The 14,007-nt window shown below is 34.4% G+C and carries 16 protein-coding genes; 9 read left to right on the top strand and 7 right to left on the bottom strand.

Going from position 1 to position 14,007, the window contains the following annotated elements; all coding sequences use genetic code 11:
• Positions 1-80 precede the first annotated feature (80 nt).
• The 8 genes from LC814_RS09440 (at position 81) to LC814_RS09405 (ending at position 5,588) form a co-directional block, all read left to right on the top strand.
• The gene (locus LC814_RS09440) at positions 81-824 is read left to right on the top strand and encodes a hypothetical protein (protein WP_226063683.1); all 744 of its coding nucleotides are present in this window, start codon (positions 81-83) and stop codon (positions 822-824) included.
• 48 nt (positions 825-872) lie between these two features.
• Complete coding sequence (locus LC814_RS09435) at positions 873-1,604, top strand: beta-carotene 15,15'-monooxygenase (protein WP_226063682.1); 732 nt, start codon at positions 873-875, stop codon at positions 1,602-1,604.
• A gap of 79 nt (positions 1,605-1,683) precedes the next feature.
• Complete coding sequence (locus LC814_RS09430; RefSeq protein ID WP_226063681.1) at positions 1,684-2,766, top strand: AI-2E family transporter; 1,083 nt, start codon at positions 1,684-1,686, stop codon at positions 2,764-2,766.
• An 11-nt stretch (positions 2,767-2,777) separates the two neighbouring features.
• Positions 2,778-3,041: a DUF3820 family protein gene (locus LC814_RS09425; RefSeq protein ID WP_226063680.1), complete on the top strand. Its 264-nt coding sequence runs from the start codon at positions 2,778-2,780 to the stop codon at positions 3,039-3,041.
• Positions 3,042-3,141: 100 nt separating this feature from the next.
• The gene (locus tag LC814_RS09420) at positions 3,142-3,468 is read left to right on the top strand and encodes a PadR family transcriptional regulator (protein ID WP_226063679.1); all 327 of its coding nucleotides are present in this window, start codon (positions 3,142-3,144) and stop codon (positions 3,466-3,468) included.
• Positions 3,465-4,184, top strand: coding sequence for a hypothetical protein (locus LC814_RS09415; protein ID WP_226063678.1), 720 nt, complete (start codon positions 3,465-3,467; stop codon positions 4,182-4,184). The genes LC814_RS09420 and LC814_RS09415 overlap by 4 nt, the downstream gene beginning before the upstream one ends.
• Positions 4,181-4,606: a hypothetical protein gene (locus LC814_RS09410; RefSeq protein ID WP_226063677.1), complete on the top strand. Its 426-nt coding sequence runs from the start codon at positions 4,181-4,183 to the stop codon at positions 4,604-4,606. Before LC814_RS09415 ends, LC814_RS09410 begins: the two co-directional genes overlap by 4 nt.
• A 268-nt stretch (positions 4,607-4,874) precedes the next feature.
• Entirely contained in the window at positions 4,875-5,588 is a 714-nt protein-coding gene (locus LC814_RS09405; RefSeq protein ID WP_226063676.1) for a hypothetical protein, read from the top strand.
• 95 nt (positions 5,589-5,683) lie between these two features.
• On the opposite strand, the gene LC814_RS09400 is transcribed toward LC814_RS09405, so the two are convergent.
• The 7 genes from LC814_RS09400 to LC814_RS09370 form a co-directional block, all read right to left on the bottom strand.
• Positions 5,684-6,475 (bottom strand): GLPGLI family protein, encoded by a 792-nt coding sequence (locus LC814_RS09400; RefSeq protein ID WP_226063675.1) that lies wholly within the window; start codon positions 6,473-6,475, stop codon positions 5,684-5,686.
• A gap of 290 nt (positions 6,476-6,765) precedes the next feature.
• On the bottom strand, positions 6,766-8,760 hold the full coding sequence (gene uvrB, locus LC814_RS09395; RefSeq protein ID WP_226063674.1) for an excinuclease ABC subunit UvrB: 1,995 nt from the start codon (positions 8,758-8,760) through the stop codon (positions 6,766-6,768).
• An 18-nt stretch (positions 8,761-8,778) separates the two neighbouring features.
• A complete protein-coding gene (locus LC814_RS09390) occupies positions 8,779-9,207 on the bottom strand; it encodes a hypothetical protein (RefSeq protein WP_226063673.1) in 429 nt (142 codons plus the stop codon).
• On the bottom strand, positions 9,204-10,022 hold the full coding sequence (locus LC814_RS09385; protein ID WP_226063672.1) for a GLPGLI family protein: 819 nt from the start codon (positions 10,020-10,022) through the stop codon (positions 9,204-9,206). Before LC814_RS09385 ends, LC814_RS09390 begins: the two co-directional genes overlap by 4 nt.
• Positions 10,023-10,040: 18 nt before the next feature.
• Positions 10,041-11,435, bottom strand: a complete 1,395-nt coding sequence (locus LC814_RS09380; RefSeq protein ID WP_226063671.1) for a M56 family metallopeptidase — start codon at positions 11,433-11,435, stop codon at positions 10,041-10,043.
• A gap of 2 nt (positions 11,436-11,437) precedes the next feature.
• A complete protein-coding gene (locus LC814_RS09375) occupies positions 11,438-11,806 on the bottom strand; it encodes a BlaI/MecI/CopY family transcriptional regulator (RefSeq protein WP_226063670.1) in 369 nt (122 codons plus the stop codon).
• A 230-nt stretch (positions 11,807-12,036) separates the two neighbouring features.
• Positions 12,037-13,548 carry a GFO_1087 family putative carboxy terminal peptidase gene (locus LC814_RS09370; protein WP_226063669.1) on the bottom strand — a complete coding sequence of 504 codons (1,512 nt, stop codon included), beginning with the start codon at positions 13,546-13,548 and terminating at the stop codon, positions 12,037-12,039.
• 34 nt (positions 13,549-13,582) lie between these two features.
• Between LC814_RS09370 and LC814_RS09365 the strand changes: the two genes are divergently transcribed.
• A complete protein-coding gene (locus LC814_RS09365; protein WP_226063668.1) occupies positions 13,583-13,975 on the top strand; it encodes a hypothetical protein in 393 nt (130 codons plus the stop codon).
• The last annotated feature ends 32 nt before the right edge of the window (positions 13,976-14,007 follow it).

Raw genomic sequence — 14,007 nt, 5'->3', positions numbered from 1 at the left:
AATTTGGATGGTTTTTATCCAGCATCAGGCAAAATTAGTCTTTTTAAAAATTATCTTCAGGTTTTGCTTATTTTTGCGCCATGGAAAAAACTTATCCTTCTAAAGCCAACCTTAGCGATATTCTGAAAACTGCTTTTACCTACTGGAACAAAACATTGTTCTATCAAATAGCATTCAGTCTTTTATATTTTTCTTTATTCTTTCTGGGCTATTTTTTTCTCTTTAGATATTTTGGTCTTTGGGACGCTTTAAGTCCGTATAGTGAACTGATCAAAACTGATATGCCGGCTTTTAATGAAAAAATGCAGGATGTCGCCAAACTACCACAAACTCAAGGCTTTGTTTTGGGAATATTTATTTTACTCGCGCTCATCAATCCTTTAAATGTGGGATTTTATAAAATTTATCGCAAGATTGATCTTAAAGAACCTGTTGTGATGAACGATCTTTTCGCGGGATATCTTGGTTTTGATTTTTTTAAATTCTTCGGTTTCTACCTATTTTGGCTCATCATTTTTTCTTACGCCAATTCATTACTGATGCTGGGCGCAGTTTGGGTAATTATCACTTTATTTTCTGTACCGCTTATGTTTTTTATGAATATCAATACGTTTGAGGGAATAAGTTTGACTTTTAAAGGATTAAAAAAAGATTTCAGTACCGTACTCATTGCGGTAATCGTTGGTTTTTTATTCAGTTTATCGGGGCTTTTATTATTTGGCTTTGGATTCCTACTCACCTTCCCTTTCTGGCATGCAATCATTTATACATTATATCAACATATTTTTAAAGAAAACGAACCAAAATCTGCCATAAAGTTGTGACATTATGATTTTTAATGATAAATTTGAGAAACATTAAAAATAATTACTATGGAAACTTATCAGGATTTTAAACAGTCGAGCGGACCGGAGCGATCGGCAGGCAGCATTATTTCTCACGCTTTCGATATTTATAAAGGAATTTTCCTCTACGCAATCGGAGCATTATTTATCGGCTTTTTAATATCCCTTCTGATACAACCTATTTCAGGATTTAATTCGCAAGAATTGTTGGAAGAAGTGCAAAACTCCCCAGAAACAATTTCAGAAAACATGTGGTCAATACCTGGCATGAGAACCTATTATGGTTTACAAGGATTGGTGAGTTTATTACTAACGCCGCTCTATGTAGGGATTATTTACATTGCTAATAAATACAATCTCAATGAAAAATTAGATTTCTCTGATTTATTTATCGGTTTCAAACAAAACTTTGTAAATATTATTGTTTATGCCTTGATTTCAGGTATCATCATCTCACTTGCATTTGCGATGTGTGTGATTCCCGGATTTTTTGTAATTCCTTTTTTCATGTTGGGTTATCCTATTCTTTTGTTTGAAAATGCCTCGTTCTCCGACGCGCTTAAAAAATCTTTTAATATTGCAAAAGAAAATTATGGTGTCTTTTTAGGAACTTCCCTACTCGGTTTATTGGTAAGTATTGCCGGCGTTTTCTTATGTGGAATTGGTATTATCTTCACGCTTCCTATTTTTCTGGTTGTTATGTATTCGATGTATGTTGCATTCTGTGGAAGACCTCGCCAGATTTTGCCAACTGAATAAAAATATTTTACAATTATTTCAATAATAAATGTACATTTGAAAGCAATGGATTTTTCCGTTGCTTTTTTAATTCAAGAAAATGCCGAACAAAAAACATCAAATCAGTGAAATTAGAATTAAGCAGTTTTTTCTACTGCTTGTTATTGTCCTGTTAATAATCCTTGTCGCTTACAACCTTGCGCTCTTTATTCCTGCATTATTAGGAGCAATTACTTTATATGTAATCACCAGAAAATACAATCTCTATTTGCAAGAAGATAAAGGATGGAAACCTTGGTTAGCTTCCTTACTTATTATTTTAGGAACGCTCGTTATTTTGATTTTACCCATTTACTTTATCATCGATTTACTGATCGCAAAGTTGGGAAATGCCTCGGCTTACATGGAGAAGTTTAATATATTCATTGACAAAATTCACGATTATATTTACAGCAAAACGAATATTGATATTTTAAGCAAAGACAATCTTACCAAGCTAAAAGATAATGTGGGCAAATACTCAACATCTGCCCTCAGCGGAACATTCAATACCCTCACCACCGTTACAGCGATGTATTTTATTCTGTATTTTTTGCTGGAAAAACCCCGTCTTTTTGAGCGACTTTTGCGAAGTTCGGCGCCACTAAAAAAAGCAAACGTAAATTTACTCGGTGAGAAAATCCGAAAAATGGTGATGGCGAATGCTATTGGTATTCCTGTAGTGGCAATCGGCCAGGGAATTATCGCGATTATTGGCTACTTTATTTTTGCGGCGCCAAGTCCTTTTTTACTTTTTGCACTCACCTGCGTGGCCGCTATGTTGCCTATTGTTGGAGCTGCAATTGTCTATATTCCTGTTTGTATTTTTATGATCGCGGAAGGACAGGTAGGTCCAGGAATTGGTTTGGCAGTTTACTGTATGATCGTCGTAGGGTTGACGGATAATTTATTGCGTTTTACGTTATTGAAGAAACTGGAAAATATTCACCCATTGAATACCGTTTTTGGAATTATTTTAGGACTTAATGTTTTTGGATTTATGGGTCTGATTTTCGGACCGATTCTAGTTTCTATTACCATTCTCCTAATTCAGGTTTATCGCGATGAATTTGGAGATGAAGACAATGAATTAATCATGCCCGAACCAAAGGAAATAGAAGAGAAAATTGATCTTAGCATTTAAGCGAATACACCATGATTCCTGAACTTCGACCCGAAATTTTAAAAGAAATTTGTGAAACCGAAATGCCTTTCGGCAAGTATAAAGGAACACTTTTAGTCGATCTTCCCATAAATTATCTGGAATGGTTTCAGCGACAGGGAATGCCAAAAGGGAAGTTAGGAATGCAACTTTCTACCATTTATGAAATTAAAATGAATGGTTTGATGGATTTGCTCGCACCACTCCGAAAAAAAGCGCCTGCCCAAAAAACCGTAAAGAAAATTTACAAGTTCTAAGGAACAATCCATTTTTTTTTAGAAAATATTTTAGATATTTTTTCTAAAATTTATATGCCTAAGAAAAATATGCATACATTTGTTAGGTACAAATTTTACCATGGCAAAAAAGAACGCATTATACAAAGGAACACTTCAGAATATCATTTTGAAATTACTTTCATCTGAAGTAAAAATGTATGGATATCAGTTAACGAAGCGGGCAAAAGAACTCACACAAGGCGAACTTGAAATGACGGAAGGTGCACTTTATCCCTTACTTCACAAACTTGAAGGCGAAGGAATTATCTACTCAGAGTTGCAAAACATTAACGGAAGAGATCGGAAATATTATTTTCTCACAGAAAAAGGAAAACGCCAGCAAGCCGATCAGGAAACTGAAATGAGAAGTTATTTGTTTAATCTAAACACCATTTTCAGCAGATGATTACCCGTGAACAAATGAATGAAGTGAATCAGTTTCTGAGTGGCAAAAACTTACCGCTTGATCTAAAAGTGGAAATATTTGATCATATTTTGGAACAGGTTGATTACAAAATTGAATTTGAAATTAAAGATTTCGCAACCGCATTTTTAGAAATCGAGAAGTCTTGGCAGCGTGATTTAAAAATGAGTCGGCGTTTCATGTGGTTACCAAAAACAAAAATTCACCACGATACCATCTGGAAAAGCAGTATTGAGATTTTCAAAAAGTCATTCTCCTATTTTATACTGTACTTCATCGTATCTGTAACGTTGATGTTGTACAATAAAACACTGGCGTCTAATTTTCTATTTGCCATTTATTGCCTCGCTATTATCGTATTTTTTGTTTACTTAATATTTAATTTTAAGATAATAAGAACCATCGCCGGAAACAGAGATAAGAAGAATATCAGTTATATGCAAGGCGGGACACAGGCATTCTATTTGTCCAGCATTTTTATCATTTCGATGATTTTAATTAATTTCGATAACAGATTTGACAAGTATTATAATTTCATTATTGGTTTAAAAAATAACTTCGACTTTACTCAGGTAGGAATTGGGGCATTTATCATTTTTAATATCTACGCTTTTGGCTGGGTTTACGGATTCTGTTATTATCTCCAATACAAAAAATCGATAGAATATTTACAGCAAAAAATGAATCTGAAGTTATGATTACGGTTCAACAACAAAATAAAATTCGTGATTATTTACTTGCAAAAAATCTTCCTATCGATATTTTGATGGAAGTGCAGGATCATTTTATATCACAAATTACCGATATATCACGAGAGCATAATTTAATATTCGAAGATGCTTTTAGTCACGTGAAAGAAATTTGGGCACAAGAACTTTCCACATTTTATCCTTTCTATATTTTAAGGAAAACAGAAAATGTATTGACGACAAAATTCGAACAAAGAATAAGAAAAAGAGAATTTATCCGCGGTATCCGTCAATCTTTTATCGCAACAGCTATCATAATGTTGACAGGTGCTTTTGTTTTAGTACTAAATAAGAATTTTATTGTACCGTACATTAAATATTCAATTTTATTATGCAGCCTATTTGTTATGGATTTCTCTTGTACAATTTGATTATCAACAATTTTGCTTACAAAAAAAAATTTGCTACACTAAAATTTTCAATTTATCACTGGAGAATTTATTTTGCATTTGGATTTTCTGGTTTAGCATTACAATTTGTAGCACCGATAGCTTCTTGGATTACAACCATTAACATAGAGTTTTATTACAAAATCACAACTCTTTTCATCCTCTTTTTATGTTTAATTTATACCGGAATTGCGCAGTTTAAGTTCGCAAAAATTTTACGAAAAATAAAACCATACTTAAAATTTGTTTGATGGAAGAAAATAAAAATAACGAAAGAATACGGGCATATTTACTGAGTAAAAATCTTCCGATCGATTTATTAGTAGAAGTTCAAGATCATTTCTTATCACAGATTGATGAACTGCAAAAAGGGAATATGAGTTTTGAAGAGGCATTTAAAAAAGTAAAAAACAGCTGGTTTAATGAATTACGTTTTTCAAAATACAAAATTCAATTTGACCTCAATGACCGCACCTATTTTGAGAAAAAAATTAAAGAAGAACTCCGGATTGGGATTTTAAAAAAGAGCTTTACCGTAACTTTAATGTTGGCAATATTCGTAATTATTTCTGCACAAATTTTGTCAACCAATTACTTCAGGTATCTATTTTTAAATGTGATAATCTTGGTAATTGCAACACCTCTTTTCCAATATTTCAAGAACAACAAGCTGTTTAAACTTGCCAAAAACTACGATAATTACAAATTAACATTATCGCAGGATGCGACTACAATTTCTTTAATTACCTTAGGCGGTACCTCCAGTTTTTTATATAATATTTTCATACATACGAACGATATCTATGAAACCATTAAATATTGGCAACTGGACTTCGGATTAATTGTCCTGATTTTAATATTTTTCTTAATTATGGTAAACGCTTATTGCTTTTTCGCACAAAGAGATTATTTAGAACAGATGAACAAAGTACAGCCGTATTTAAAATATCTGAAACCGAGCTGATTCTTTTCAGTTTTCAAAGGAAAATATAGTAATTATCATCGCTCCTAAAAAGAATATTTTTTCGTAAGTTTATTTTAAAGGTTAGTTTTAATCAATTAATCTAAAAATACATTTTGAGTATTAAGGGAATTCTTCAGCATTTTTGAGTAATCTGTGCCCTTGTCATCAATTATAATAATATGATCACCGAACTCACCAGCTTTTGGGTTTTCGTGATATGCAGCTCGGGCTTGCAAAAATCTTTCTTTTGAGTTCAATTTAATAATCTCTCCTAAAGATATTGGCGCTATCAGTTCATTACTTTTGCTGATTTCAATGGCACTAATAACGATGGTTTTGTTCCTATTCTCAACTTTAACAATAAGCCCTGGCAGGTTTTTAAACCTAAAAGGTCCTTCCTGAAACTGATATTCTGTAGTGTACCACGCAACAAATACATCACCGGTATCTGTTGTTGTTTTAGCTGAATTACATATCAGTCCATCTATATTTCTAGTTTCGGTAAGTAGTTCCCATTTCAGTTCAGGTTCTTCAAACGCATAATTGTATTTTCCCACAGGAAGTGTTGCAATAACTTTACTACCCTCTTTATATACATTTCCTCGCACCTTGGGATAAGAAGGAAGAATTCCTAAATTTATTTTACCACCCACCATTTCACCAGCTTTCCGATTCAGATAATCATAATAAACTTTGGTGTCACGACTGAAATAAATTGATTTGTTTTCATTACAAAGCAATGTGAGATCCGCATACACAACTTTATTCCGATTTGTGCTATCAGATATAAATTTCAACTGATATCTAACTTCAATTTTAGCCACATCCTGAGCGAAAGTTGGTACCGATAAAAACGAAATTATTACGAAAAGAAGACGCAAAATCATAATTGAATGAATTATTCCTATAAATATATTATTATATCTTATAATAAGAAATTATTATATGTCAATGTTTATTTTACTTACAATTTACTTAAAAATATTTTCAATGCTAAGTTGCTTATTTTTTGGATTTGATATCTAATTCTTAAGTAGTGCGTGTATTTCTCAGCCGTCAGCGCAGTTTTTTTCTTTCAGTTTTCAACTTGCCACACCAACAAAGCCGGTGAGATATATTTAGATTTTAAAACAAAAATATCCCCTTAAAAGAGGATATTTTTTTGGTTTTAGAGATATCATTCAGTTTTCAAAGCATTAATCTCATCCCGCAGCTTCGCGGCTTTAATGAAATCCAGATTTCGCGCCGCAGCTTCCATCGCTTTTTGTTTTTCGCCAACCAATTTTTCGATATCTGCGCTGCCGAAGTTTGCTTTTTGTTCAGCAACTTTCAGCAGAATTTCCTTTTGAGTATATTTAGGATCGGGGAAATCTTTGCTGCGACCCACCAAAACTTCAGATATTTTTTTATTTAAAGCGGTAGGGACCATACCGTGTTTCTCGTTATATTCCATCTGCGTTTTGCGGCGGTAATCGGTTTCATCAATGGTAGCCTGCATCGATTTCGTCATTTTATCAGCATATAAAATTGCTTTTCCATTTAGATTTCTTGCGGCCCGACCAACCGTTTGAATCATCGAACGTCGGGAACGTAACATTCCTTCTTTGTCGGCATCCAAAATAGCCACCAGGGAAACTTCTGGTAAATCTAAACCTTCACGCAAAAGATTAACGCCGACCAGAACATCAAACAAGCCAACGCGCAAGTCCTGCATGATCTGAATTCGATCCAGCGTTTCTACATCGGAGTGAATATATCGGGTGCGGATTCCGAACTTGGTGAAATATTTCGTCAGCTCTTCCGCCATTTTCTTTGTTAACGTGGTGACCAACGTACGTTCGTCAATCTCAGCACGTTTCTGAATTTCTTCCATCAAATCATCAATCTGATTTAAAGACGGACGAATATCGATTACAGGATCCAACAAACCAGTTGGGCGAATTAATTGCTCAATGAATTCCCCACCAGATTTTTCAAGTTCGTAATCTGCAGGCGTTGCCGAAACATAAATCACCTGATTTTGAATTCCTTCAAATTCTTCAAACTTCAACGGTCTATTATCCATTGCAGCAGGAAGACGAAAACCGTGTTCTACCAAAACTTCCTTTCGGCTTCGGTCACCACCATACATAGCGTGAACTTGCGGAACGGTAACGTGACTTTCATCGATGATCATTAAGTAATCTTTCGGGAAATAATCAAGCAAACAAAATGGTCGGGAACCTGGCAATCTGCCGTCAAAATAGCGGGAATAATTCTCAATTCCGCTACAATAACCCAACTCTTTCATCATTTCTAAATCGAGTTCTGTTCTTTCCTGCAAGCGTTTGGCTTCGTACGGTTTTTCAATATCATTAAAGAAATCAACCTGTTTCACCATATCATCTTGAATCTCCCGAATTGCGCTAACCTGAGTTTCTTTGGAGGTTACAAAAAGATTGGCTGGATAAATCTGAATCTGGTCAAAATTCGCCATTACATTTCCAGAAACTGGATCGAAACTTTGAATGGTTTCAATTTCATCTCCAAAAAATTGAATTCGAATTGCGTTATCTGCATAGGCTGGAAAAACATCAACAACATCGCCTTTCACCCGAAATGTCCCACGCGTAAACTCATTCAACGTTCTCGAATACAGTGCATTAACTAAAGAATGAAGAAGATTGGTTCGTGTTACTTTTTGATTTTTTTCAATGGAAATAAGGGATTTATGAAACTCTTTCGGGTTTCCGATCCCGTAAATACAGGAAACCGAAGCGACGATTAAAACATCGCGCCTTCCCGAAAGTAAACTTGCCGTAGCAGAAAGTCGTAATTTTTCAACTTCTTCGTTAATGGACAAATCTTTTTCGATATAGGTATTGGTAGAAGCGATAAATGCTTCGGGCTGGTAATAATCGTAATAGGAAACAAAATATTCTACGGCATTTTCCGGGAAAAATTCTTTAAATTCCATGAAAAGCTGGGCAGCCAAAGTTTTATTATGCGCCAGAACCAAGGTCGGTTTCTGCACATTCTGGATCACATTGGCAACTGTAAACGTTTTTCCCGATCCCGTAACACCCAGCAACGTTTGATATTTTTCCCCGATTTCGAGGCCTTCCGTTAATTTTTTTATTGCTGTTGGCTGATCGCCTGTAGGTTTATATTCTGATTCGAGTTTAAATTGCATGGTGCAAAAATACGTAATTTAAAAGTCTGAATTTGATTTGTTTAGCGTAAAATTTAAGAGAAAATCGGTATTGACTTTATAATCTATGGTCTTACTTAAAGCCACTGTAATCTTGCGGTTGTTGATGATTGTATCTTTAAATTGGTAATTTCTAGATCGTTTTTTATTATCTAAAAGCAGATAATAATCGCCGTTTAAATTATTCGACCAGCCATAGATAATAATATTTTTAAAATGAGGTTTTTTTCCTTTTTTTAAAGATTTGTAGGTCTGTAGATCATTTGCAAATTTAAAACCGCCAAAAGATTGATATTTTAAATCAAGGTTTTTATTGGAAATACACACATACGCTTGATAGCAACTTCCTGTAGTATTAAACTTAGAAAATTTACTGAAAGTTGTACAAGAAGTACAGCACAGCGCAATCACAATGATCAGCGCTTTCATTTGTACATGATTTTATGATTCAGCTCAAGGGGGTTATTATTCAGGCGGATAATTTTTTGCTCTCTTTCATTCATTTCTTTGAAATTTGGGATCATTTCATTGCCTTTTTCGTCCACCCATTTCGTAACGCTGAAGGTACTTCCCGAATTTTTACCGTTAATTTCCCGCGTCGGGTCAGAAAAATAATCAAGGGCTAATTTTTCATGTTGCTTCCAAGAAATAGGCAGTGCTTTTTCTTTCATGTATAGATGACCCTCAGAATTTTTAATTTGAATTAAGGAGAAATGAAAGTCATTTTTTACGTCATAAATTTCAGTGATCAATCCAGGCAATCCTTGAAAAACATAAGGTCCTTCTTGTAAGGGAATTTCATTCGTAAACCAGGCAATCCATTCTCTTCCGCCGTAGGATGTCGTAGCTTTTTGGGATTTCATTCCCAAAATAAACTTGGTTTCGTTCTCAATTTTCCATGTCAAATCTTCAGTTATTTTGATGCTGAAAAGCTTTTGAAAATTATTGACGTATTTCTTAGTTTCCTTTACTTTAAGATTTTTATAAACACTTTTAAAATCTTTGAAAGAAGTCGTCATAAAGTTAAATCCTTTCGACACATGATAAACAGAATCTGATTTTCTGTCTTCGACCGTTCGAAACATTGACTCGCCATTGTTGATATCTAACACAAATTTTTCGGTTGCAATACTGTCTTTTGTAGGATTTGGCTTAAACTTTAAGTCGTAAATGAAACTTTTATTCTGCGCAAATGTTAAACTGCACACGGAAAAAACCAGCAGAGAAAATATTGATTTTATCATCTTTCTATTTTAATTCAACTATTTTTTGAAAGATGATCCAGAGAATTCCATGGTTATGGGCATTTTCATAACTGATTTTACGGGTTGCCCATTTTCCAGTGCAGGCTTCCAAATTTTGTCTTTTGTTACTGAATTAATGGCACGTTCAGTTTCTCTGTTAAATTTTTTGTTTTTACCTTCTGCGATCACGTTAGTCACTTTTCCGTTTTCATCAATGCTTAAGTAAGCCGTTGTTTTTAGTAAACCTTCATCACCTACAAATATGGTTGTGTCAAATTGATTCCCAACACTTTGTCGCAGCAACGTTATTCCTCCCGGAAATTCGGCTGGAATTTGTTCAAATTCACTTGGCGGCGGTGGTGGTGGCGGAACTGGAGCATCTTCTACTTTGGCAGCTCTCTTTTTAATCGTATCTGTTTTTAAGTCGAAGGTAGCAGGTACATCCGGCGGAATAGGTAACACCTGTTCACTTTTCCAAATTAAGTTTTTGTCAACTTCAGGACTAATAACTTTTTTAATTTTAGGAGTTGCTTTCTCATCTGGAAGTTTTTCAGTGGCAATTTGAGCATCAATTTTCTTCGTGAATAGAAGAAATAATAGAGCAAGGACAAGTAACAAAGCAAATTTTTTAATGCCAGTTAATCTGGAGTTTTTAGTAGTCATCATAATAAATCTTTTTTTAGTATTGTTAAAGTTGAACTGATGGGTAAGGTTAAATTTTTGAGATCCTTCTATTTCATATAGAATTATTTTTTGATAATTTTTGAGATCGAAATTGTTTTGCAAAACATAATCATCAGCTAAAAACTCATGATTACCAATCATTGCTTTTTTATAGAAAAAAAGCGCGGGATTGAACCAGGAAAAAACTTTCAAAAATTCCAACAGAAGCAAATCAACACTGTGTTTCTGGTCGACGTGACACTTCTCGTGTAAAAATATTTGCAATTGGACCTGTGAATTTTTTAAATATTTTGAAGGGAGAAATACCGTATTCAGAAAGCTGAATGGAACGGTGATATGATCAGCAACAATCACTTTCTGATTTTTATAAATAATCTTTTCACCTCTTAGCTGTCTAATTTTAAATACCGAATAAATAAACTTCAGAAGCAGTAATCCAGAAATTGCAAAGTAAATAATCAGCCAATAATTTTCAAAAAAACGCGGTTCAGAAAACGTGCTGGTAACTGGATTTAAAACCGCCGAGGTTTCTCCAAAAATTAAAGAACCCTTAGTTTTTTCAGGAAATAACGCGGGTATGCTTATCACCGGAATGCAGTACGAAAAAATCAAAGAGGTGAGCAGAAAAAACCGGTTAAATTTGAAGGTTCGTTCTCGTTCTAAAAAGAGAAAATAAAGTCCAATTAAAAAAGAAGAACAGAGAATAATTTTTAAAATAATTGGTATCATGACTATTTTTCTATTTGATGATCAATAATATTTCGAAGTTCTTTCAGCTCCTGCTGTGTCAGTTTTGAATTCGACGTAAAAAACGATGCAAACTGAGAAACAGAGCTGTTGAAAAACCGGTCAATCATAGAAGTCATTTCGTGATTGAAGTAGACTTCTTTTTCAATTTTTGGAAAATACTGGCGCGAATTTCCAAAAGTTTTATAGCCCACAAGATTTTTATTTTGCATCCGCTTGAGCAGCGTTGCAATGGTCGTGGGCGCCGGTTTCGGCTCTTCAAAAACTTCTAAGATATCTTTCATAAAAGCTTTTTTATATTCCCACAGTATTTCCATGATTTCCTTTTCTGATTCTGTCAATTTAATTTTCATTTCTACAAGCATCAATTTTACTCTACAAATGTAGAAGAATTTTCTAATTACACAATCTTTTGAATAAAATAAATTAAAGTATTTAAAATTAATTCACTAATACTGATGAATAACCACACATAAGTTCATTTTATAGGCGTATTAATTTTTCTTTGAATTTTTAATCTAAAAATTATTAGGCATAAAAAAAGCTGCCTTTCAAAGACAGCTTTTAAAAATTACATAGGAACCTATTTCTTCAAATTCTTCCCTGGATGTTCCAGATAAAGCTCTGATCCAAAAGGTGTTAATGTAGAATTAGTTCCTAAAAACTTAAGTTTAGGACCGTTTAAATTGATCATTTTGTTTGTTCCCGCACTTTGCCCGGTAATCAATTCCAGTGCTTTTGCTAAAGCGACATCACCAGACGCGTCACCGAATTCCTTCAGCTTTCCGAAATAATCAGCCGGTGCAAATGCGTAATTTGGTGCAATCCCTCCAGATATTGGATTTTCTTGCCTTTTGCCGTTGTAATAAGAGAACGTAATTGGCTGCATTGCCCAGGTATGAGTCATATTTCTAGAATTCACATCCAAGAAATCAGATGTAGGAGAGTCGTATAAAGTTATCGATCCAACAAATTTACCGTAAGTTTCTGCTCCGATTGTTGTAACATTAATATAAGCTTTCAATCCCTGAATTGTCAACTCACTGGCCGAGGCTGAACCACTGGAAGTAAGCACATAAACTCTGTTCAAATTTAAGCTGTTGATATTCACAGGCCCCGTATTTTGTGTTCCTGTGCTTGTATAGCTGTAGGTATTGACGGTCGTTGCTAAATTATCAGTTTCACTATATTGTTTATGTTTTTCATTGAAATCTAAAATCACATAAGGGCTTCCGGTAAATTGTCCTGTAACCATTTGACCCAGTGCAACTGCGGTTTCTACAGAACCACCACCATTGTATCGTAAATCTAAGATAAGATCGGTAACATTATCCTGTTTCATTTTTCCAAAGGCTGCATTCAATTCATCATTGTAATTGGACTGAAATCCATTGTATACCAAATAACCAATGTTTTTTCCACCGATTTTTTTAGTTTCATAATATGCCACGGGATTTTCTTCTAAAACAACCGCGTTAACGGTAGCGGTTTTCGCTACACCCGAAGTTACAATTCCGGCCGAAGTTGCAGATACACTTTGTGCTACGGTTACAGAAAACTGGTCAGAAAACAAAGCGGTATAATTGTTTACCGTCATCGGTGCGCCATTAACGGCGCTGATCACGTCACCTCTTTTTAATCCGGCAGCAGCTGCAGGCGAGTTGGGAACGATATAGTTGATGATTGCGACAACATCTACATTTCCGGAGTTTTTCAGATATAAACTAATATCCATCCCGGAACTTTTAGAAACACCGTTAAACTGCGCAATTAATTCTTTGTAATCCGGTACGATCCAAGAAAAACGGTCTTTGTTGGGATAATCGTACAGCAAGCTGTAAAATAAATCGTCTGGCTTTTTGGCATTAACAAAACTCGCATACTCGGAAGGAGTTTTGAAGTAGTTATCTCCCAAAGTAGGCACGTTTTTCTGCCAGTAATACCAGGAGTTAAGTCCTTTCCAGACAAAATCATTCGCGCGAACTGGTGTTACTACAGGTTCTGGTTTGGGTCCTGGAGCAGGAGCGTCGTCGCGTGAACACGAGCTGACCACTGCAGCCGCTGCAAAAACGAGTATGTATTTTTTTAAATTCATTTTTTTTTATAGATTTGTAATTAAGAAATCAATTATGAAACTCAAAAATATAAAAAATATTATTAACAATTTCACAATTATGTTGTTATTAACGTTATTAACTTCTTGTGTATGTCAAAAAAACAAAGAATACCCCGAAGTTAAGGATGCAACGTATAAACCTTATGACATTAATGGTGAACGAGGCTACATTGTTGAATTTGAACTTTCAAATGATCAAATTAAACCGAAAGCAGTTGTTATTAATAGAATAAAAAAAACAATTACTCCTGCAGATAAAGACGGTTTGAAATATAGGATCAATGTTATTGCACAAACCCGCAAGATTGTAAATTACCGTATTGAAGGATCTGACAAGGAAAATGGAATCTTTTTTTCAACCGAAGCAGACGATAATTTTAAGCCTGTTGATTTCAATTTAAAATAATAAAAAAAGGAAGAAATTTATTCTTCCTTTTT

It is taken from the genome of Kaistella polysaccharea (assembly GCF_020410745.1).
Classification (GTDB): domain Bacteria; phylum Bacteroidota; class Bacteroidia; order Flavobacteriales; family Weeksellaceae; genus Kaistella; species Kaistella polysaccharea.
Note: the sequence above shows the minus strand (reverse complement) of the source record. Positions and strands in the feature narration are given on the sequence as shown.